The organism is Campylobacter sp. BCW_6871 (genome assembly GCF_001762325.1).
In the GTDB taxonomy this organism is placed as follows: domain Bacteria; phylum Campylobacterota; class Campylobacteria; order Campylobacterales; family Campylobacteraceae; genus Campylobacter_D; species Campylobacter_D jejuni.
This window is the reverse complement of record NZ_MJWQ01000040.1, coordinates 1-20,812: the sequence shown is the minus strand read 5'-3', so window position 1 is coordinate 20,812 and position 20,812 is coordinate 1. Positions and strand designations below refer to the sequence as shown.

Annotated in this window: 28 protein-coding genes, 1 tRNA gene and 2 pseudogenes; 25 read left to right on the top strand and 6 right to left on the bottom strand. The window is 29.0% G+C overall.

What is annotated here, in order from left to right; genetic code table 11:
- Positions 1–55: 55 nt before the first annotated feature.
- Complete coding sequence (sodB, locus tag AJ930_RS04195; protein ID WP_002851662.1) at positions 56–718, bottom strand: superoxide dismutase [Fe]; 663 nt, start codon at positions 716–718, stop codon at positions 56–58.
- Positions 719–985: 267 nt separating this feature from the next.
- Between sodB and AJ930_RS04190 the strand changes: the two genes are divergently transcribed.
- Complete coding sequence (locus tag AJ930_RS04190) at positions 986–1,168, top strand: hypothetical protein (protein ID WP_070239765.1); 183 nt, start codon at positions 986–988, stop codon at positions 1,166–1,168.
- Positions 1,169–1,302: 134 nt separating this feature from the next.
- Here the strand turns inward: AJ930_RS04190 and AJ930_RS04185 are convergent.
- Positions 1,303–1,377 (bottom strand) — tRNA-Glu (locus tag AJ930_RS04185).
- Positions 1,378–1,524: 147 nt separating this feature from the next.
- On the opposite strand from AJ930_RS04185, the gene AJ930_RS04180 reads away from it, so the two are divergent.
- The gene (locus AJ930_RS04180) at positions 1,525–2,088 is read left to right on the top strand and encodes a manganese efflux pump MntP (RefSeq protein WP_070210601.1); all 564 of its coding nucleotides are present in this window, start codon (positions 1,525–1,527) and stop codon (positions 2,086–2,088) included.
- Here AJ930_RS04180 and miaA read toward each other — a convergent pair.
- A complete protein-coding gene (miaA, locus tag AJ930_RS04175) occupies positions 2,074–2,943 on the bottom strand; it encodes a tRNA (adenosine(37)-N6)-dimethylallyltransferase MiaA (protein WP_070210600.1) in 870 nt (289 codons plus the stop codon). The two genes, AJ930_RS04180 and miaA, sit on opposite strands and share 15 nt — an antisense overlap.
- Before the next feature lie 70 nt (positions 2,944–3,013).
- On the opposite strand from miaA, the gene mqnP reads away from it, so the two are divergent.
- The 23 genes and pseudogenes from mqnP to AJ930_RS10755 all read left to right on the top strand — a co-directional run bounded on the left by mqnP (position 3,014) and on the right by AJ930_RS10755 (position 19,130).
- Positions 3,014–3,898, top strand: a complete 885-nt coding sequence (gene mqnP, locus AJ930_RS04170) for a menaquinone biosynthesis prenyltransferase MqnP (RefSeq protein ID WP_070239763.1) — start codon at positions 3,014–3,016, stop codon at positions 3,896–3,898.
- Positions 3,889–4,386 (top strand): hypothetical protein, encoded by a 498-nt coding sequence (locus tag AJ930_RS04165; protein ID WP_002860983.1) that lies wholly within the window; start codon positions 3,889–3,891, stop codon positions 4,384–4,386. The genes mqnP and AJ930_RS04165 overlap by 10 nt, the downstream gene beginning before the upstream one ends.
- Positions 4,383–4,898: a DUF6115 domain-containing protein gene (locus AJ930_RS04160; protein WP_044778712.1), complete on the top strand. Its 516-nt coding sequence runs from the start codon at positions 4,383–4,385 to the stop codon at positions 4,896–4,898. Before AJ930_RS04165 ends, AJ930_RS04160 begins: the two co-directional genes overlap by 4 nt.
- A 12-nt stretch (positions 4,899–4,910) precedes the next feature.
- Positions 4,911–5,873 carry a GTP 3',8-cyclase MoaA gene (gene moaA, locus AJ930_RS04155; protein ID WP_002860981.1) on the top strand — a complete coding sequence of 321 codons (963 nt, stop codon included), beginning with the start codon at positions 4,911–4,913 and terminating at the stop codon, positions 5,871–5,873.
- A 2-nt stretch (positions 5,874–5,875) separates the two neighbouring features.
- Positions 5,876–6,619, top strand: a complete 744-nt coding sequence (locus AJ930_RS04150) for a 7-carboxy-7-deazaguanine synthase QueE (protein ID WP_070274891.1) — start codon at positions 5,876–5,878, stop codon at positions 6,617–6,619.
- On the top strand, positions 6,616–7,197 hold the full coding sequence (locus AJ930_RS04145; RefSeq protein WP_002858675.1) for a 6-pyruvoyl trahydropterin synthase family protein: 582 nt from the start codon (positions 6,616–6,618) through the stop codon (positions 7,195–7,197). The genes AJ930_RS04150 and AJ930_RS04145 overlap by 4 nt, the downstream gene beginning before the upstream one ends.
- A complete protein-coding gene (locus AJ930_RS04140; protein WP_002860979.1) occupies positions 7,197–7,622 on the top strand; it encodes a c-type cytochrome in 426 nt (141 codons plus the stop codon). The genes AJ930_RS04145 and AJ930_RS04140 overlap by 1 nt, the downstream gene beginning before the upstream one ends.
- Positions 7,622–8,029 carry a membrane protein gene (locus AJ930_RS04135; RefSeq protein WP_002851635.1) on the top strand — a complete coding sequence of 136 codons (408 nt, stop codon included), beginning with the start codon at positions 7,622–7,624 and terminating at the stop codon, positions 8,027–8,029. The genes AJ930_RS04140 and AJ930_RS04135 overlap by 1 nt, the downstream gene beginning before the upstream one ends.
- Before the next feature lies 1 nt (position 8,030).
- A complete protein-coding gene (locus AJ930_RS04130) occupies positions 8,031–8,687 on the top strand; it encodes a 16S rRNA (uracil(1498)-N(3))-methyltransferase (protein ID WP_002851903.1) in 657 nt (218 codons plus the stop codon).
- Positions 8,688–8,765: 78 nt separating this feature from the next.
- On the top strand, positions 8,766–8,966 hold the full coding sequence (gene rpmE, locus AJ930_RS04125) for a 50S ribosomal protein L31 (protein ID WP_002860977.1): 201 nt from the start codon (positions 8,766–8,768) through the stop codon (positions 8,964–8,966).
- A 2-nt stretch (positions 8,967–8,968) separates the two neighbouring features.
- Positions 8,969–9,793: a 16S rRNA (cytidine(1402)-2'-O)-methyltransferase gene (gene rsmI / locus AJ930_RS04120; protein WP_070210174.1), complete on the top strand. Its 825-nt coding sequence runs from the start codon at positions 8,969–8,971 to the stop codon at positions 9,791–9,793.
- A gap of 13 nt (positions 9,794–9,806) precedes the next feature.
- Complete coding sequence (gene rlmB, locus AJ930_RS04115; RefSeq protein ID WP_070210175.1) at positions 9,807–10,490, top strand: 23S rRNA (guanosine(2251)-2'-O)-methyltransferase RlmB; 684 nt, start codon at positions 9,807–9,809, stop codon at positions 10,488–10,490.
- Complete coding sequence (locus AJ930_RS04110) at positions 10,483–11,421, top strand: hypothetical protein (protein ID WP_070239759.1); 939 nt, start codon at positions 10,483–10,485, stop codon at positions 11,419–11,421. The genes rlmB and AJ930_RS04110 overlap by 8 nt, the downstream gene beginning before the upstream one ends.
- On the top strand, positions 11,415–12,221 hold the full coding sequence (locus AJ930_RS04105) for a hypothetical protein (RefSeq protein ID WP_002860973.1): 807 nt from the start codon (positions 11,415–11,417) through the stop codon (positions 12,219–12,221). Before AJ930_RS04110 ends, AJ930_RS04105 begins: the two co-directional genes overlap by 7 nt.
- Positions 12,222–12,232: 11 nt before the next feature.
- Positions 12,233–13,435 (top strand): LL-diaminopimelate aminotransferase, encoded by a 1,203-nt coding sequence (locus AJ930_RS04100; protein WP_070274890.1) that lies wholly within the window; start codon positions 12,233–12,235, stop codon positions 13,433–13,435.
- Between the two features lie 3 nt (positions 13,436–13,438).
- Entirely contained in the window at positions 13,439–14,686 is a 1,248-nt protein-coding gene (locus AJ930_RS04095) for a homoserine dehydrogenase (protein WP_070274889.1), read from the top strand.
- On the top strand, positions 14,686–15,024 hold the full coding sequence (locus tag AJ930_RS04090; RefSeq protein ID WP_070274888.1) for a YraN family protein: 339 nt from the start codon (positions 14,686–14,688) through the stop codon (positions 15,022–15,024). Before AJ930_RS04095 ends, AJ930_RS04090 begins: the two co-directional genes overlap by 1 nt.
- Positions 15,025–15,080: 56 nt before the next feature.
- Positions 15,081–15,395 carry a thioredoxin gene (trxA, locus tag AJ930_RS04085; RefSeq protein ID WP_002778629.1) on the top strand — a complete coding sequence of 105 codons (315 nt, stop codon included), beginning with the start codon at positions 15,081–15,083 and terminating at the stop codon, positions 15,393–15,395.
- 133 nt (positions 15,396–15,528) lie between these two features.
- Positions 15,529–16,467 (top strand): thioredoxin-disulfide reductase, encoded by a 939-nt coding sequence (gene trxB / locus AJ930_RS04080; protein WP_070274887.1) that lies wholly within the window; start codon positions 15,529–15,531, stop codon positions 16,465–16,467.
- 241 nt (positions 16,468–16,708) lie between these two features.
- Positions 16,709–16,885: a twin-arginine translocation signal domain-containing protein gene (locus AJ930_RS10275; RefSeq protein WP_172671516.1), complete on the top strand. Its 177-nt coding sequence runs from the start codon at positions 16,709–16,711 to the stop codon at positions 16,883–16,885.
- Complete coding sequence (locus AJ930_RS10825; protein ID WP_186820858.1) at positions 16,879–17,061, top strand: gluconate 2-dehydrogenase subunit 3 family protein; 183 nt, start codon at positions 16,879–16,881, stop codon at positions 17,059–17,061. Before AJ930_RS10275 ends, AJ930_RS10825 begins: the two co-directional genes overlap by 7 nt.
- The gene (locus AJ930_RS10265; protein ID WP_261659493.1) at positions 17,061–17,321 is read left to right on the top strand and encodes a gluconate 2-dehydrogenase subunit 3 family protein; all 261 of its coding nucleotides are present in this window, start codon (positions 17,061–17,063) and stop codon (positions 17,319–17,321) included. Before AJ930_RS10825 ends, AJ930_RS10265 begins: the two co-directional genes overlap by 1 nt.
- Before the next feature lie 111 nt (positions 17,322–17,432).
- Positions 17,433–19,130 (top strand): annotated as a pseudogene (locus AJ930_RS10755) (GMC family oxidoreductase).
- Between the two features lie 49 nt (positions 19,131–19,179).
- On the opposite strand, the gene AJ930_RS10820 reads toward AJ930_RS10755, so the two are convergent.
- From AJ930_RS10820 to AJ930_RS04060, 3 genes and pseudogenes are all read right to left on the bottom strand, one after another.
- Positions 19,180–19,302 carry a hypothetical protein gene (locus AJ930_RS10820; RefSeq protein WP_435370149.1) on the bottom strand — a complete coding sequence of 41 codons (123 nt, stop codon included), beginning with the start codon at positions 19,300–19,302 and terminating at the stop codon, positions 19,180–19,182.
- Positions 19,289–20,424: pseudogene (locus AJ930_RS04065) on the bottom strand (PhoX family protein); the annotation flags it as partial. The gene AJ930_RS10820 and the pseudogene AJ930_RS04065, both read right to left, overlap by 14 nt.
- A 133-nt stretch (positions 20,425–20,557) precedes the next feature.
- On the bottom strand, positions 20,558–20,812 hold a 255-nt coding region (locus AJ930_RS04060; RefSeq protein WP_032600453.1), incomplete at its 5' end, for a methyl-accepting chemotaxis protein.

Sequence of the window (20,812 nt, the reverse complement as noted above, 5' to 3'; positions counted from 1 at the left end):
CGTATAGAATTTTGACATTAAGCCAAAATTCATTCTAACACAAAAAGGATTAAAATTATTTTACAGGGTGAAGTTCATTTGCATAAAAACTAACTGATCCCATACCTTCTTTTAAAGCCCATTCATAAGCTTTTGCAACAAATTCCCAATTGATATGAGCATAGAATTTCTCTAAATAAGCAGGGCGTGCATTACGATGATCTACATAATAAGCATGTTCCCAAACATCTACAACAAGTAAAGGAACTTTATCTTCAGTAATCGGTGTAGCTGCGTTTGAAGTGCCTACAAATTCTAGCTTTTGATTTTTAGTATTATAAACTAACCAAAACCATCCTGAACCAAAAACTCCTGTAGCACCTTTGATGAATTCAGCTTTGAAATTTTCTAAAGATCCAAATTCTTTTTCTAGCGCCGCTTGTAAATTAGCATCTATACTTTGACATGAACCGCCACAACCACAGCCTGTACTTGGCTTAATGCAATCAAAATAAAAATCATGATTATAAACTTGAGCTGCGTTATTAAATACGCCCCCATTTGAAGTTTTGATAATACTTACAAGATCTTTACCTGCAAATTCAGTATCTTTGATAAGATTATTTAGATTTGTAACATAAGTATTGTGATGTTTTCCATGATGATAGCTAAAAGTTTCAGCACTCAAAAAATCACCAAAAGCATTGGTATCATAAGGTAATTTTCTTAATTCAAACATAATTTCTCCTTTATTTTTAGTTTGATATTGAAAATATTACCATAATAATATTAAAAAGAGTAAAAATATCTTAAAAGCTTAGTGGGTAAAATTTCTATTTATTTAATCTAAATAAAATAAGATATATTTATAATATATTTTAATAATAATTTAAATGTATATAAAAAATTATATTTTTTTGAAATATTTTTACAAAAAATATCTATTTGTTGGTTTTTAATAATTACAATTAATTTGCAACTAAAAATTATTCATAAGGAGGAAAATATGAAAAAAGTTGTACTAATCTCAGCATTACTAGGTGCTCTCGCAGCTAATGTTTTTGCAGCTAATACTCCAAGCGATGTGAATCAAACACATACAAAAGCTCATCATTCAAAAGCTAAAGCTGATAAAAAACATGAAGCTAAAACTCACAAAAAAACAAAAGAGCAAACACCAGCTCAATAATGCCCAGCCTTGATATAAGTCTATAATAGACTTATATCAAAAGCTATCCGTATTCTACAAAATAAATTATTAATATTTATTAAATTTTAATAGAAAAATGAAAAAATAGTTATTTTAAAAGAAAAATTAAAAAGTGGTGACCCATACGAGACTCGAACTCGTGTTACCGCCGTGAAAGGGCGATGTCCTAACCGCTAGACGAATGGGCCACTTTTAAGGAGTAAAAAATAAAAATGAAATTGAATTATATATATTTATTTCTTAAAATTTAATTAAATATATCAAAATTATGTGATTTTTATCTTTGTTTGATTATAATTTCATCTTCAATTTTTTATAAAATTTTAGGATTTATTATGGATTTTTATAGTCTTATTTTTTTATCCTGTGCTTTAGGAATGGATGCTTTTGCTGTATCACTATGCAAAGGTTTTAGTGTTAAAAAACTACATTTAAAACATTATCTTATTGTTGGAATTTATTTTGGTGGATTTCAAGCCTTGATGCCAACTATTGGTTATTTTATAGGTATAACTTTTGCATCTTTTATTGCGAGTATTGATCATTGGATAGCTTTTATTTTACTTTCTTTAATAGGATTAAAAATGATCAAAGAGTCATTGGAAAATGAAAATTGCGATAGTAATGCCAACCAATTTGGCTTTAAAACCATGCTAGCTTTAGCAATTGCTACGAGTATCGATGCACTAGCAGTTGGTGTGAGTTTTGCATTTTTAAATGTAAATTTATTATTAGCCATATTTTTAATAGGTATTATTACCTTCATTTTATGTATCATTGCTCTAAAAATAGGAAATAAATTTGGAATTTATCTTAAAAATAAAGCTGAACTTTTAGGCGGATTGGTTTTAATTATATTAGGAGTAAAAATTCTAGTAGAACATTTATTTTTCGATTGAAAATTTCATTCTTAAAGTAGCTAAAGCTTTATCAAATTCCAAGGCTTTACTTTGAAATTTTTTATTAAAAGTTCTTTGTCTTTTGGCAAGTTGCGTAGTATGTATCGAGATTAAATTTTCAAGCTCTTTAAAGGAAATTTCTCCATCTAAATATTCTTTACACTCTTTCAAACCTATAGAATTTAATGCTTTAAGCTTATGATCAAATTTAGAAAAAAGAATTTTTGCTTCATCTAAAAGTCCATTATCAAGCATTTCTTTTGTTCTAGTTTGAATACGTTTTTTTAAAATTTCTTTATCCCACTCAAGCTCATAAATTTCTATATCTTTAAGCACCCCAGTTTTTTGTGTTCTTTTTAAAAATTCACTAGGAATTTCTCTTGTTTGCTCATAAATACCCAGCCATTTTTTTAATCTATAAGTATCATTTTTTTCTATTTTATAGTTTGGATCAATATTTAATAAAAGAGCATAAATTTCATCATTATTTAAAGAACTCTTTGACTCTAAGGTTTTTTCACTCAAACCATCTATCATAGTTTTTAAATAAAATCCAGTTCCACCTACTATAATTAGAGGTAAATTTCTAGCTAAAGCAAATTCTTTTGCTTTTTGATATTCTCTTATGAATAGCTCAACATTAAAATGTTCATTCACACTCAATAAATTTACCCCAAAGTATTTTATACTCGCAAGATCATCTTGTGAAGGCTTGGCACTTGCTATATTAATTTCTTTATAAACACAAAGACTATCAAGACTTAAAACAACAGCATCAAATTCTCTTGCTAAAGTATTAGCTATGTATGTTTTTCCACTCGCGGTTGTTCCTATTAATGCTATTTCAAAAAACATTTTAATATTTATCCTAAAATTTATAAAAATTTTAGTAAAATCATAGCAAAAAATATTTTAAAGTAGAAAAATGAACACATTCTGGATAAAATTTAAAGATATTTTAGAACTTGTAGTATTTAAGCATTCTATTTTTGCTTTGCCTTTTTTATTTTCCTCTATGATTGTAGCATCAAAACTTGCAAATGACACTGCTTGGTTTGGTTTTAAGGCATTGATTTTAGGCATTATTTGTGCGGTAAGTGCAAGAAATTTTGCCATGGCTACAAATCGTTTAATGGATGAAGATATAGATAAGGATAATCCTCGTTGTGCAAATCGTCCTAATGTCAGTGGAAAAATAGGTAGAAAAAGCGTATGGATTTTTATTATTATTAATGCACTTATTTTTATATTATGTTCTTATTTTATTAATACCTTGGCTTTTTATTTGTCTTTTCCTGTGCTTTTTGTATTGGCTATTTATTCAGCTTTTAAACGCTTTAGTTCTTTAGCGCATTTAGTTTTAGGATTTTGTTTAGGACTTGCGCCTATTGCAGGAAGCGTTATAATTATGGGTGAAATTCACATTTATAGCGTTATTTTATGTTTAGGTGTAACTTTTTGGACAGCTGGGTTTGATCTGCTTTATTCTTTACAAGATATGGAGTATGATAAAAAAATAGGACTTCACTCTATCCCTACTAAATTTGGCTCAAAGGCTACTTTATTTATATCAGCTTTTTGCCATATTTTAGCGGTATTATTTTGGCTTCTTTTTGTGTGGGAAGTTTGGGGTGTAGCACTTGGAAAAATAGCACTTACTGGGGTAATTATAAGCGGTATTATTTTAGCCTTGGAACATAAAATTGTTCACAAGAATTTTGCTCATATTGATAGAGCATTTTTTACTCTCAATGGTTATTTAAGTATTATCTTTTTTATTTTTATTTGGATTGATTTATTATGGAATTAACACTTTTTAAAGCAGGATTTGAAGCTCATTTAGAATGTTGTAAAATAGAAAATAACCGTTTTCTTGGAGAATACCTAAAACTTGGAGCAATTTCTCAAATTTTAAAATGGAAAAAACTTGCTTTACGCATTGATTTTGACGAAGGTGAAAAAATTATTTTTGATCTTCTTTTAAGTCTAAAAGAAGATATTTTAAGGCTTGAAAATTCTTTAGATAAAAATAAAGAACTTATACCGCTTAAGCAAAAAGGGGTAGTAGAATCTTTGAATTTTGAATATCTAAATTTTTTGGATACTATTTTAGAAGAAGATAAAGAATATTATTTAAGATTTGATTTAAATAATCAAAAAATAGCTATTTTTATCAAAGCTCAAAGTCAAACATTGGCAAAAATTATCAAAATTAAGCCCGAAGACAAAATGGCTTTTGATGCTTTTGTTGTTGAAATTCAAAGAAATATGATAAGAAATAAGAAAGGCCAAGAATGAGTGATGATGTACTTTATTTAGTTTTTATAATTGTGCTTTTAATTGCAATGCTAGCCTATATGAATATCAAAGAAAGAGAAAATAATGCAAAAATAGCAAAACTTCAAAATGTGATAGAAGATATTACCAAAGAACTTCATTATTTTCGTAAAGAATTAGGGGTTAAAGATGATAGCGAAGAGGATGAAGACTATAAAATCTCTCTTTTAAAAGAAGAAATTATGATTGAACTTGATAAACAAATCAGTTCAAAAATCACTCCTGTTTTAAGAACACTAAAAACTATGGAACATATCATAGAAGATTTTCAAAATGAACAACAAAATCGTCTTTTAAATTTGGAACAAAAAGCACAAAGCATGGCTAAACTTACACCAAATTACGATACAGAAGAACAAAAAATAGAAAATCTTTTCAAAGAAGGAAAAAGCATAGAACAAATCGCTAAAGATTTACGCATTGGCACTGGAAATGTAGAACTTGTCTTAAAATTTAAGAAATTAATAAAATAGAATGGAAAATAAATGCTTATAGATCAATTCGGTAGAAAAATAAATTATCTTAGAATTTCAGTTACACAAAGATGTAACTTTCGCTGCCTTTATTGTATGCCAAAAATTCCTTTCGATTATCAGCCAAAAGAAAATTTATTAAGCTTCGAAGAACTTTTTTTATTTATCAAAGCAGCTATAGACGAAGGAATTGAAAAAATCCGTATAACAGGTGGGGAACCTTTATTAAGAAAAGATTTAAGTATTTTTATAAAAATGATTAGCGATTATAAAAGCGATATTGACCTTGCTATAACTACAAATGGATTTTTACTAAAAGACTTTGCTAAAGACTTAAAAAATGCTGGACTTAAACGACTTAATATTTCACTTGATACCCTAGATCACAAAAAAGCAAAAACTCTTGCGCAAAAAGATGTATTAGATAGTGTTTTATCTGGAATTGATGAAGCTTTAAATCTAGATTTGAAAGTAAAACTTAATACTGTAGCTCTTAAAAATTTAAACGATGATGAACTGATATCTCTTTTGGAATTTGCAAAATCAAAAAAAGCTCAAATTCGCTTTATAGAATTTATGGAAAATACTCATGCTTATGGTAAATTACAAGGATTAAAAAGAGATGAAATTATACAAATTTTGAGTCAAAAATATCAAATTCAACTTATAAAAAAAGATGAAAAAGCACCTGTGAGTATTTACAAGGCAGATGATTATGAATTCGGAATTATAGATCCTCATAGCCATGAATTTTGCGATTCTTGCAATCGTATACGCTTAAGTGCTGAAGGCTTGTTAATACCTTGCCTTTATTTTGATGAAGCATTAAGTATAAAAGAAGCGGTTCGAAAAGGTGATATTAAAGCCGCTGTAGAAATATTACAAGAAGTATTAAGAAATAAACCAGAAAAAAATAAATGGAGTGTTGTTGATAATAAAACCTCATCTCGTGCTTTTTATCAAACTGGAGGTTAATTTTGCAACTTGTTGAAAGTTTCTTAAGTATTCAAGGAGAAGGTAAATATAATGGAAAATTAGCTATTTTTATGCGTTTTGCTGGCTGTAATTTCAACTGTTTAGGTTTTAATGTAAAAATATCAAAAAACAATAAAACTCTCATCGGATGTGACACGATAAGAGCTGTTTTCACAAAAGATTTTAAAGAAAGTTATGAAACTTTAAATGCTAATGAACTTTTAAAAAGAGTGATAAAATTAAAACAAGGCTTTAATCCTATAGTTGTTATCACAGGTGGAGAGCCATTAATCCATTATGAAAATCCTGAATTTATAGAATTTATCCAAATGTTATTAAAAAATAAATTCGAAATACACTTTGAAAGCAATGGAAGCATAGAAATTGATTTTGATAGATATCCTTTTTACAAAGAATGTGTTTTTGCTTTAAGCGTTAAACTCCAAAATAGCGGGATAAAAAAAGATAAACGATTAAATTTTAAAGCTTTAAAAGCATTTAAAAATTACGCAAAAGATAGTTTTTATAAATTTGTTTTAGATGCCAATACCCTTGATAATTCATTTTTAGAAATCAATGAAATTCTAAAAGAAGCTCCAAATCAAATTTTTTGTATGCCTATGGGTGAAAATGAGCAAAATCTTAAAAAAAATGCTCAAAAAATTGCTGAATTTTGTATTAAGAATGGTTATAATTACTCTGATAGAATTCATATTCGTCTTTGGAACAATAAAGAGGGTGTATGATTATAAGAAAATTATTTGAATTTGAAAACGCACACATTGTTAGATTTTGTTCTTCTAAACGTTGCAAAAGTAGCATTCATGGACATTCTTACAAAGTTGAAGTTTTACTTGAAAGCAAATATTTAGATAATGCTGGAATGGTCTATGATTTTGGACTTTTAAAAACCTATATACGCCAAATTATTGATAGTTTTGATCATGCTATCACTCTTTTTAAATATGATGACGCAAAATATTTAGAAGAAATGAAAAAATATTCAAGTCGTTGGATTTGCCTGCCTGTTAATGTAAGTGCTGAAAATTTTTGTCGTGTATTTTTCATACTTATAGATGCTTTATTAAAACAAACAAAAATGGTAAATGGAGAACAAGGAGTGACTTTACAAAGCATCATTGTTCATGAAACAAGAACAGGCTATGCACAAGGTTTTAGAGAAGATGCCTATAGTGAGCTAATGCCAAAAATTTCACTTCAAGACATAGAATTTTCCAATGGCATTAAAGCAGAATGGAATGATATAGATTTTTATAACAAATTAAAAAATGAAGAAATTTTTATAAATCCAAAGGAGATTTAATGCAAAAAGCTAAAATTTTAATTGCCTTAAGTTTTTTTTTATTAGTTTTATCTGCCTGTTCTAATGATGAAAAAAATATTTCCAAGACTCAAAATACAGATCAAGAAGTAGTTCAAATAGAACAAAACGATGAAAAAACAGAATTAAGTGACTCCAACCTGCCTTTACCTGTAGATGATGAAGCACAAAGTTCAGATGATGAACATGAAGCCAATCCTACTATTATCAACTCTTTATATAAACAAAAATGCGCCACTTGTCATGGAGAAAAAGGGGAATTAAAACCCAAAAACAGCACAGCCATTAAAACCTTGGGCAATAAAATTTTTATACAAAAAATAAAAACGATAAAAGATAAAAACCATAGTTTTTTAAGCGATGAACAAATTCAAAATTTAGCTGATTTTATAAACAAAGGAAAATAATGGATCAAAGTTACGAATTCTTTTTAGCTTTACATCTTTATAGTCTTTATGCGAGCGGTTTTTTAATGCTTTTTTATCTTATACTAACACAAGGAAATTTTAAAACCGAATTCATTTTTATTCGCAGAATACGATTATTTTTACCAATTTATTATTTATTTTTAGCTTTGATTATTTTTACAGGTTGTTTGTTATCAGCAATGAAACAATTTCAAATGAATGTCAATATCTGGGTAATGATTTTTTCTTGGATCTTAATTTTTGCCTTAGCAATTTTTCACTTTGTTTGTTTTAAAAAAGCAAGAAGATTTAGAAAATATGCCACTTTTAGATGGATTAGTTGTTTGATTTTACCTTTTGAAATTTTTTTATTGTTTTTGCCTTTTTTAATAGAAAGATATCTATAAAATGCAATTTTTGTATAACAAGCAAGCTGGAGAAGAGTTTATACAACTTCAAGGTGAAAACTTTAACCATTTAAAAGTAAGAAGAGTAAAGGAAAATTCGGAGCTAAATCTTAGAAATTTACAAGATAATTTTCTTTACAACTATACAATCACAAATTTAACAAGAAATTCTTGCACTTTAAAATTTTTAAACAAAAAATCACAAAATATAAAACAAAGTGAATTAAACTTAGCCTTAGCCATTATAGATATTAAAATTTTAGAAAAAACTCTACCTTTCTTAAATGAACTTGGAGTAAAAAAGTTACATTTGGTTTTTACAAATTTTTCACAAAGAAATTTTAAAATCGATTTAGAAAGATTTGAAAAAATCATTATTTCTTCTTGTGAACAATGCGGTAGAAATACTAAAATGGATTTAATTATCCATCAAAGCACTCAAGAATTTGTTCAAAAATTTCCAAATGCAATTATGGTTGATTTTCAAGGAGAACAACAAAGTCATTTCGATGAAAAAGAATTATATTTTATAGGTCCTGAAGGTGGATTTAACAATGATGAGAGATTATTGTTTAACCGGAAAATCTCTCTTAAAAGCTCTAATATTCTAAAAAGTCAAACAGCTATTATAGCTATAGCTTCAAAAATTTTGCTTTAACTTTTCTTAAATTAATCTCTTTTTTATGTTAAATAATTTATAATCACGGCTTATTGTTTTAATTTTTAAGGAAAACTAATGAAAAAAGAAATTCACCCAGAATACGTAGAATGCAAAGTAAGTTGTGCTTGTGGAAATACTTTTACAACAAAGTCAAACAAAGCAGAATTAAAAGTAGATATTTGTTCAAATTGCCATCCTTTTTTTACAGGTAGTGAAAAAATTGTAGATGCTGCAGGTCGTGTAGAGAAATTTAAGAAAAAATACGCAATGCAATAATTATGCTTTATTTTATTCCTACTCCCATAGGAAATTTAAGCGATATTTCTTTTAGAGCCTTAGAACTTTTAAAGACTTGCAATCTTGTGTTTTGCGAAGATACGAGAATAAGTAAGTCTTTAATTTCGTTATTAAATGCGAAATTTCACACTGATATTCATATTTCTAAATTTATAGCCTTACACTCCCATAATGAAAAAGAGGTTTTAGCAAGTATTGATTTAAAAATATTTGAAAAAAATGTAGCTTATTTAAGCGATGCAGGAATGCCAGGGATTAGTGACCCTGGCAAGGCTTTGGTAGAATTTGCACAAGAAAATAATATCGCCTATGAAATTTTACCAGGTGCAAATGCAGCCTTAGTTGCTCTTGTAAGCTCGGCATTTTGTCAAAAAGAATTTATCTTTATCGGTTTTTTAGCCAATAAAGGCAAAGAAAGACAAAAAGATATAGAAAAAATTTTAAACTTTCCTTATCCAAGTATTATTTACGAATCCCCCAAGCGTATTTTATCTTTGATAGAACAAATTATGATTCTAGACAGCCAAAGAGAAATTTTTTTGATTAAAGAAATCAGTAAAAAATTTGAAAATAAATTTAAAGGCAATGCTAAAGAGCTTTTTGAAATTTTAAAAAAGTCTAATTTAAACGGTGAATGGGTTGTAGTACTGCAATCAAAAGAGCAAAATTTTTTGCAAAATACTCTTTGTGAAAAAGATATTATGGATTTAGAGCTGTCTTTAAAAGCAAAAGCAAAATTATTATCAAAGATCAATGGAAAAAATGCAAAAGAAATTTATCAAAAACTGCTTTTAAGTCAAGATTAGGTAAAATTTTAATATGATAGTTTATGGGAAGCAAATATTTTTTTATATTTTAGAATATCATAAAGACTATATCAATGAGCTTTATTTAGCAAAAGAATGTGATAAAACTACTTTTTCCAAAATCGCAAAATCAGGTTTTAAAATCAAAAAACTTGATTTTAAAACTGCTCAAGCTTATGCTAAAGGTGGAAATCATCAAGGTTTTTTGCTAGATATTAAAGAAAGTTCTTTTGCGAATTTAAATGAGATCAAAAAAAATGATTTTATTGTTATGCTTTATGGAATTAGCGATGTAGGAAATATAGGGGCTATCACGCGTACAGCTTATGCTTTAGGGGTTGGGGCTTTAATTTTTATTGGTGAAAAATTAGCCATGGAAGGAGTAATTCGCACAAGCAGCGGAGCGGCTCTTGATTTACCTATTGTGATAAGCAACGATGCTTTAAGTGTAATAAATGAACTAAAACAAGTGGGTTTTTATTTTTATGCGAGCGATGGCTCGGGAAAAGAAATTCACAGTGTAAAAATAAGCAATGGTAAAAAAGTTTTAGTTTTGGGTAGTGAGGGTTTTGGTTTAAGCTCTAAAATTGTAAAAAAATGCGATGAATGTGTGGGCATTGCGATGAAAAATAATTTTGATAGTCTTAATGTCAGCGCTGCTTTTGCAATACTTTGTGATAGGATGTTAAATGCTTAATTGGAAAAAAATACAAGAATTAAATTTAAAAGAAGTTGCAGCAAAAACGCAAATTGAACTTGATTTTCTTGAAGCTTTAGCAGAAAAGAATTTTGTTGTTTTAAGTCGTTTTAATGTTAAAGGTTTTGTTAAAATTTTAAGCAGAGAATACGAACTCGACTTTAGTGATTTTAATGAAGAGTATGAAGCTTATCTTAACGAAAACAATCCTACTCCACAAACAAAATCAAAAATGATAACCCCAAAACTAGATGCTTATAGTCAAAAATCCTCTAATGCTTGGCCTTTTTTGATTGTTCTTATTGTTTTAGTGATTATAGGAAGTGGAATTTATTATTTTGATACACTTAAAACTTTTTTCAAAGATGAACAAAATAATACTAGCACAACAGTTATAGATATCATAGGACAAGCACAAGAAAATTTAAAATCTTTAGGTGGAAATAATGTTGTTGTTATAGACAACAATAAAGCACAAGAAACAAATCAAACAGAGAGCGTTTTACCAAGCCAAAACATCTCGTTACAAGAAAATGATAAAAACATAAGCATAGAAAATAATATCAGTGAAAATAACACAACCTTACTCGATGAAGAAAAAAATACCCAAATCCAAGAAGACATAAATACACCAAAAACTGATTCTTTAAAAGAAGCACATTTTAAAACCTCTACCAAGATTTGGATAGGTTTGATAGATTTAAAAAGCCTTAAAAAAACAAGCTTTGTTAAAGAAAAAGATTTTAATATTTCTTTAGATAAAGATCAGTTAATTTTAACAGGAGCTGCAGCTTTAACAATGTTTGATCAAGAAAATAAAGAACAAAAATTTCCTGCAGGAATTTCAAAACGTTTCTTGATTAAAGATGGAAAAATTACAAGTATTTCAGCTGCTGAATTTGCAAAATTAAATAAAGGTAAAGAATGGTAAAAAAAATTATTATTCTTACTCTTTATGTTAATATATCTTTTGCAATCTCAAGTCTTGATTTGGCAAAAAATTTAGTAAACAATCCTAGTAAAAATTCTCAACTAGAATTATTATTTTCAAATAATTCTTACATAGATAATAATGGAAATTGTGATATTGCAAAAATATCTCAAATATTAAAAACCAATTCTTTAATTGCCTTAACACTATCAAATCCTCAAAGTCTAAGACTAAATTTTAAAGCAAAAGCTGATGAAGTTATGTTTTTTAAAATTTTATCCGATGTTTTAACAGATGCTGGATATATATATTTTATCCCTACAGATTTGATTTTAAGAGAAGGAAATATTGACTATACCATACAAGTAGAATCCCAATATGTTTTAGATCCTGGAACGCTTTACAATCTCTTAAAAGAAAATTCTGTCTATATAGATAATATTAAGCGTATTGGGGCATATGATTATGAATATGATTTAAATTTTTCCAATGCTGTATTAAAAACCAATACAAATGTTAATTTAAATACTCCAAAATCATTAGAAAAACCCCTTAAAGACTATGTGCTTGATTTAAAAAATGCTACAAATTTGATTATTGATGCAAATGATTTAGACAATTGGTTTCCTAAAATCTTCTTTTTAGATAAAAATCTAAATCTAATTAAAGCAGTAAAAAGCGAAAATAAAAATAATCATTTTTCAGAACTTATTCCAAATGGTGCTATATATGCTATTGTAAGCGATATGTATAGTTTAGATAATATACGCAGGGGTTTAAAAATCACACTTAAAAAATAAAGGATTAAGAAATGTTTGATGAAATCCGTTTTAATACCATAGAAAGACTTCCAAATTATGTTTTCGCAGAAGTAAATGCGATAAAAATGGCAGCAAGACGTGCTGGAGAGGATATCATCGACTTTTCAATGGGAAATCCCGATGGTAAAACTCCACAACACATTATAGATAAACTTTGTGAAAGCGCTAACAAAGATAAAACCTCGGGATATTCTACATCCATGGGGATTTATAAACTTCGCTTAGCAATTTGTAATTGGTATAAAAGAAAATATAATGTCAATCTAGATCCTGAAAATGAAGTTGTAGCTACCATGGGTTCAAAAGAGGGTTTTGTAAATCTTGCAAGAGCGATTATAAATCCTGGAGATGTTGCTATTGTACCAACTCCTGCTTATCCTATACATACTCAAGCTTTTATTATAGCAGGAGGCAATGTAGCAAAAATGCCTTTAGCTTATAATGAAAAATTTGAGCTTGATGAAAATCAATTTTTTGAAAATTTACATAAAACTTTAAATGAAAGTATCCCGCGTCCAAAATATGTCGTTGTTAATTTCCCGCATAATCCAACAACAGTAACTTGCGAGAAAAGTTTTTATGAAAGATTGATAGCAACGGCAAAAAAAGAAAGATTTTATATTATTTCAGATATTGCATATGCAGATTTAACTTATGATGACTATAAAACTCCTTCTATTTTGGAAATTGAAGGTGCAAAAGATGTAGCGGTAGAAACTTACACTCTTTCAAAATCTTACAATATGGCAGGCTGGCGTGTAGGTTTTGTAGCAGGAAATAAACGCTTAGTCAGCGCGCTTAAAAAAATAAAATCTTGGTTTGATTATGGTATGTATACACCTATTCAAGTAGCAGCTACCATAGCTTTAGATGGAGATCAAACTTGTGTGGATGAAATCCGTGCAACTTATGATAAAAGAATGCGCATTTTACTTGAAGCTTTTGAAAATGCAGGCTGGAAACTTCAAAAACCAAGAGCAAGTATGTTTGCTTGGGCAAAACTCCCTGAAAGCAAAAGACATTTAAAAAGTTTAGAATTTTCAAAGCAACTTTTACAACGTGCTAGTGTTGCAGTAAGTCCTGGGGTAGGTTTTGGCGAAGCAGGTGATGAGTATGTAAGAATTGCTTTAATTGAAAATGAAAATCGCATACGCCAAGCTGCACGCAATATCAAAAAATATTTAAAAGAGTAAGTTATGAAAGTAGCAATTCTTGGTTATGGCACTGTTGGAAGTGCAGTGGTTAAATTTCTTTTAGAAAACAATAAACTTATTCGTGCGAGATGTGGGCAAAGCATAACTCCTGTGATCGCTCTTGCTAGAAGTCCTAAAAAAAACGCTTTAATTCCAATTACTCATAGCGTTGAAGAAATTTTAAATGCTGATGTAGATGTTTTTGTGGAGTTAATGGGTGGAGTGGATGAAGCTTTTAAAATAGTGAGTGAAATTTTAAAAAAGAAAAAAGCCGTTGTTACTGCAAATAAAGCTATGCTTGCTTATCATCGTTATGAACTTGAAAATTTGGCTAAAAATTTAGCCTTTGGTTATGAAGCAAGTGTGGCTGGGGGAATTCCTATTATAAAGGTTTTAAAAGAAGGTTTAAGTGCAAATAATATTTTGGCTATAAAAGGGATTTTAAATGGTACGAGTAATTATATTTTAAGTTCTATGAGTCAAAAAAATATGAGTTTTAAACAAGCCTTACAAATAGCTCAAAATTTAGGCTATGCAGAAGCTGATCCAACTTTTGATATAGAAGGACAAGATGCAGCTCATAAACTGCTTGTTTTATCAAGTATCGCTTATAATCTTAAAGCTAAACCTGAAGATATTTTGATCGAGGGTATTAGCGAAATTGCGCCTGAAGACATGTATTTTGCTAATGAGTTTGAATTTACCATAAAACTTTTAGGTATAGCCAAGGTGCGTGAAGATAAAGTAGAATTAAGAGTGCATCCTACTATGATAGATAAAGAAAAAATGCTTGCAAAAGTCGATGGAGTGATGAATGCTATAAGTATTAATGGAGATTTATTGGGTGAAAGTTTGTATTATGGGGCAGGAGCAGGAGGAGAGGCCACTGCAAGTGCTGTGATTTCAGATCTTATGGATATAGCAAGAGATCAGGTAAAAACACCAATGCTTGGTTTTGTGAATACTTTAGAATACGAGCTTTTAAGCAAAGATGAAATTTATACAAAATATTATTTAAGGGTGAAAGTTGAAGATAAAATAGGGATTTTATCTAAAATCACACAATTGATGAGTGAAAATAATATTTCTATCGATAGTTTTTTACAAAAACCTAAAAAAAATGATGAAAATTACAGTACTTTATTTTTTACTACGCATTTAACTTATGAAAAAAGCATACAAAATTTGCTTGAAATTTTACGCAAACAAGATTTTATAAAAACCAAGCCTTTTATGATGCGTATAGAATAATGGGTGTAAAAGCTTATTTAGATGGAATTTTAGGTGAAGATAAGGCTTGTAAATTTTTAAAAAAACAAGGCTTTGAAATTTTAAAAAGAAATTTCCATTCTAAATTTGGGGAAATTGATATAATAGCCCAAAAAGATGAAATTTTACATTTTATAGAGGTTAAATTTACTCAAAATGATTATGAAGCTTCCGAGCGTTTGGATAGAAAAAAACTTGAAAAAATTTTAAAAACTATAGAATTTTATCATCTTAAAAATGGAATTTCATCGGATTTTCAGATTGATCTGATTTGCATTAAAAATGATATGATACAATTTTGCGAAAATATAAGTTTTTAAGCTGATATTTAAAAAAATAAAATACAATTAGACAAAAATTAAAGAAAGGAAAAATTATGGGAAAATATATTGAATTAACAAGTGATAATTTTGCTCAAGCAAAAGAAGGTGTAGCTTTAGTTGATTTTTGGGCTCCATGGTGCGGACCTTGTAGAATGCTTGCTCCAGTTATTGATGAACTTGCAAATGACTTTGATGGTAAAGCTAAAATTTGCAAAGTAAATACAGATGAACAAGGTGATTTAGCAGCTGAATTTGGTGTTCGCTCTATTCCTACGCTTATTTTCTTTAAAAATGGTGAAGTTGTAGATCAACTCGTTGGTGCACAATCTAAACAAGCAATTAGTGATAAACTAAACTCTTTACTATAAACTAAAGGCTAGTATAACTAGCCTTCTTCTTAAAAATTTCAAATTTATACTAAATAATAATTTTTATTAACTACTATTAAGAATAATTTTTATATCATTATTAATAATAAAATTCAATATAAAGGAAATATAAATGTTAGATGTAGCAATCATAGGTGGAGGTCCTGCTGGACTTAGTGCTGGACTTTATGCAACTAGAGGTGGTCTTAAGAATGTAGTAATGTTTGAAAAAGGTATGCCTGGTGGACAAATTACCTCAAGTTCTGAAATAGAAAATTATCCAGGTGTAGCCCAAGTTATGGATGGAATTTCTTTTATGACTCCTTGGAATGAACAATGTATGCGTTTTGGTTTAAAACATGAAATGGTTGGAGTAGAACAAATTTTAAAAAATAGTGATGGAAGTTTTACCATCAAATTAGAAGGTGGTAAAACAGAACTTACTAAAGCTGTGATAGTTTGCACAGGCTCGGCTCCAAAAAGAGCAGGTTTTAAAGGCGAAGATGAATTTTTTGGAAAAGGTGTAAGTACTTGTGCAACTTGTGATGGATTTTTTTATAAAAATAAAGAAGTTGCAGTTTTAGGTGGCGGAGATACGGCTTTAGAAGAAGCTTTATATCTAGCAAATATTTGTTCTAAAGTTTATCTTATCCACCGCAGAGATGAATTTAGAGCAGCTCCATCTACAGTAGAAAAAGTTAAGAAAAATGAAAAAATAGAACTCATTACTAGTGCAAGTGTAGATGAAGTATATGGTGATAAAATGGGTGTTACTGGTGTAAAAGTAAAATTAAAAGATGGTAGCATTAGAGATTTAAATATTCCAGGAATTTTTACTTTTGTTGGTCTTAATGTAAGAAATGAAATTTTAAAACAAGACGATGGTAAGTTTTTATGCAATATGGAAGAAGGTGGGCAAGTAAGTGTTGATCTTAAAATGCAAACTAGTGTTGCTGGACTTTTTGCCGCAGGAGATCTTAGAAAAGATGCACCTAAGCAAGTGATTTGTGCTGCAGGTGATGGAGCTGTAGCTGCATTAAGTGCTATGGCTTATATAGAAAGCTTGCATTGATTTTTTTTATTATAGGCTAGAATTCCTAGCCTAAATCTTTATATCAATACTCCTTAAAAATATAAAATATTTTTTCATAACGTTTTATAAATATTATTAAATATAATTTAAATTATACTTAATTTTGTTACATAATTATACATTTAAAAAAATATAAAAATATTATTTTTTTTAAATTAATATATTTTTTATATTAAAAGCTATAACTTATTTATGTTAAAAAAATAAGGAAGGAATAAACATGGACAAAAAACAAAGTCGCAGAAATTTTCTTAAAGCCTCATCTTTGTTTGCTTTAGTAGGTGCTAGCGCACCAAGTATGGTTTTTGCTCATACGCACAATCAAAACAATTTGAATTCTACTCAAAATTATCGTGCTAGAATTTTTTTAATAATTCTGCACAACTTGATATTCTGAGTGGAGCAGTAGAAAGAATTTTTCCCGAAGATAATTTAGGACCAGGTGCTAAAAAATTAGGTGTAGCTATTTTTATAGATAATGAACTTGCAGGAAATTACGGAAGTGGAGCAAAAGATTATCGCTTTGGACCTTTTATACAAGGAAAGAAAATCAAGGTTATCAATATCCTTTAATTAGAGCCGAACTTTTTAAAATGGGAGTAAATGCTTTAGATGAAGAATCAAAACTTCGTTATAAAAAAAGCTTTATAGAACTTAATGCGAAACAAAAAGATGAAGTCTTAAGAGCTTTTGAACAAGATAAAACAAAAGTTTCTTTTGGAGATAAGATAAAAGTAAGCGATTTCTTTACAGAATTAAGAAACATGACTATAGCAGGAGTTTATGCTGATCCAATTTATGGCGGCAATGCAAATAGCAAGCTTGGCGCATGAAAAAATTCCCAGGCGCTCAAATGACTTACGCAGCTCAAGTTTTAGATGGAGATAAATTTGAAGTGATAGAGCCTATTTCTTTGGCTAATATGTCACATTAAAGGAATACAAATGGCAAAAATACTTAAAAAAACAGATGTTGTTTTATAGGTTTAGGTTGGAGTTCTTCTATTGTTGCAAATGAATGTGCTAAAGCAGGGATTAAAGTTGTCGCTTTAGAGAGAGGTAAACATCAAGATACTTTGGATTTTTTAGGCGCGCATGATGAACATAAATATGCAAATAATGCTGCAATGAAACAAAATTTAAGTAAAGAAAGTATATGTGTTAGGAATAATGATAATCAATGAGAAAAAATTATGCTTTTGATGTCGGTAATAATGTTGGTGGAGCAGGAGTTCATTGGAATGGTATGAGTTATCGTTTTCTACCTTATGACTTTCAAATAAAATCTTTAACAGAAGAAAAATATAGCAAAAATAAAGTTTCTAAAGAATACACTATTCAAGATTGGGGTGTAAATTATGATGAAATGGAACCTTACTACGACAAAGCTGAAAAAATGATGGGAGTTTCTGGAAAAGATAAAAGTCCTTTCTCAGGAAAAAGAAGCAATCCTTATCCTAATCCTCCTTTAGAAAAAACAACTATGTTAAAAAATTGACGAAGCAACCAAAAAACTTGGATATCATCCTTGCATGGTTCCTGCTTCAAACTCATCTCAAACTTATACAAATCCTGATAAACAAAGCTTGGGAGCATGTCAATATTGTGCTTTTTGTGAGTATTTTGGTTGTGAATATGGTGCAAAGCTTCTCCTATAGTAACAACTATACCTTCAGCTTTAGCAACTAAAAACTTAGATATTAAAACGCATGCTAATGTTTTAGAAATTTTGCATAAAGATGGTAAAGCTACAGGGGTAAAATTTATCAATACTTTAACTTTAGAAGAATTTATCCAGCCTGCAGAAGTGGTTATGCTAGGCTCTTATGTTTTCAACAATGCTAAACTTTTAATGGTTTCTAATATAGGCGAAATTTATAATCCAAAAACAGGCAAAGGAACTTTAGGAAAAAATTATAGTTATCAAATCACACCTAGTGTTAATGGTTTTTTTCAAAGATCCATTTAATTCTTATCTTGGATCTGGGGCACTTTGCAATTGGATAGATGATTTTAATGGGGATAATTTCGATCATTCCAAACTTGATTTTATTCATGGAGCAAGCTTTAGAATTTCCCAAAATGGAGCAAGACCTATAGCATCAAATCCAATTAAACCAGGTATACCTTCATGGGGAGCCGAATTTAAAAAAGCTTCTATTTATAATTATACTCGATTTACTTATATTGGAGCTCAGGGTGCATCTATTCCTTATATAGGTAATTATTTATCCCTTGATCCAACTTATAGATGCTTATGGACTACCACTTATCCGCGTAACCTATAATTTTACCAAACAAGATAAAAATCTTTATAATTTTATGCTTCCAAAACTAAAAAGCATCATGCAAGAAATGGGAGCGCAAAATATTTACACTTCGCCAAAATTAGGAGATTATGGAGTAGTTTCAAATGGTTGGTATACTTCTACCCATATTGCTGGCGGAACTATAATGGGTACAGATAAAAGCACAAGTGTAGTTAATCCTTATTTACAACATTGGGATGTTAACAATCTTTTTGTCGTAGGTGCAGGAAATTTTCCACATAATCCAAGCTACAACCCTACCTTAACCCTAAATGCTTTAGCCTATCGTGCTAGCGAAGCTATTATAAAATATTTAAAAACTGGTAATTGCTAATGCAGTAATTAAATTCCAAGCCTTAAGCTTGGAATTTATTAGCTTCCTATCACTCCACCATCAAGTGTTTTCTTATCATCATTACACTCGATCTTGGCGTTTTTCCATAAGGAAAAGTACTACCTTTTAAACCTTCTCTTGGGTGTTGTATACCTACAAAACATTGTAGCATAATCCTCACTAAAAGCAATCCCTGTTAATTCACAAGCAATAAACCCTGTTAAAAAGCGTCTGATTTCCCCTGTTTTTGGATTTACTACATTAGGTTCTTGGCGATTTTTATTATTTGTTAGTGTTGCAAATACTTCTTTAGAATCACTTTTGTTTATGGCTTGCTATCCATTTTCCCTATCTTTTAAAATCTCCCACTTTACCATTAAACTGTCCTATATACAAAATGCTTTCATCTAATAATTTTGCTATATTAGCACCTTTTTTATATTTGTGTTTACTAATAAATTTAAAATAACACGTCATTCACCCATATAAACCCGTCTTTTTTACGATAATTCCTATATTTACATGTTTAAACACCCTAAAGAAGTTCTTTTAAAGCATATTTTTATATTAAAAGATTGATTTCGTCGATATTTTTAGCTAAATCAAATATTTCATCAAAATTCTAAATTTTCATCTAAACTTCAAAAAATCGTCAAAATTTTCTTCACAGGTGATATAAGCTCCCTAAGGTATTTGTCCATTTGCATAATTTGCAAAAGTTCCATGAATAAATTTTTCATTTTTTAAAACTTCTTTTTTAGCTGCTCACTTACTTGCATTTTAGTGTTTACATCGATTCTGTGGTTATACTTAGAGTCTAAAAACAGTCCAATCATCATCTTTTTTTCGATTTCTAAGATACTCACACCCACACTAGCTTGCTCATATAAAAAAATATCTTCTTTGCTTAATTTTTACCATGATGATTAAATATGATTTCAGGATTTATATATTCATTATTAACGGCTAAAATTCCTCTGTTTTTTGAAAGTGGAAAAAATTCATACCATCATCATTATCTCCAAAAAACCAAATGAGCATTTTTAACCGCATTCATATCGATGATTTTATTTTCATCATAAGGTTTTGCTTTACTAAAAGTGGATCATCTCAAGAAATTAAAACCCTTGCTTCATAACCTTGTGGTGCTATAACTTTATCTTGTGTGCTTGCATCAACAACTTTAAAACCTAGAAAATCCTTATCCTTAAGCATAGCAGCACTTAAATTTGAACTTAAAAAAAGCCACCATAGAACCTAAAGCTGAACCTTTTAAAAACAATATTCTTTCCATTTATTTTTACTCCATTTAAAATTTAAAACAATGGAAATATAAAAATATTTGGAAACTTTTTAGAAATTTTGATGAAAAATTTAAATCGAAGAAAAAATTTATACCTAGTTTTTCACTAGGTATAAATGACTAATTAAAACCTCTTCTTCTTAACATCTTCTAAGATATTATTAGCTATATCACTTACTGTACTAGAAATAATAGCTGATTCATTAGCAATTTCAACATTATCTTTAGTAGTTTGATCAATTTGTGCTACGCTATCATTGATTTGAGTAATACCTGCAGTTTGTTCTTTAATACTTTCTGCCATATCATTGATAGATTGAACAAGTAAATTAGTATTAGCTTCTATTTCAGATAAAGACTTTTGAGTTCTCTCAGCTAG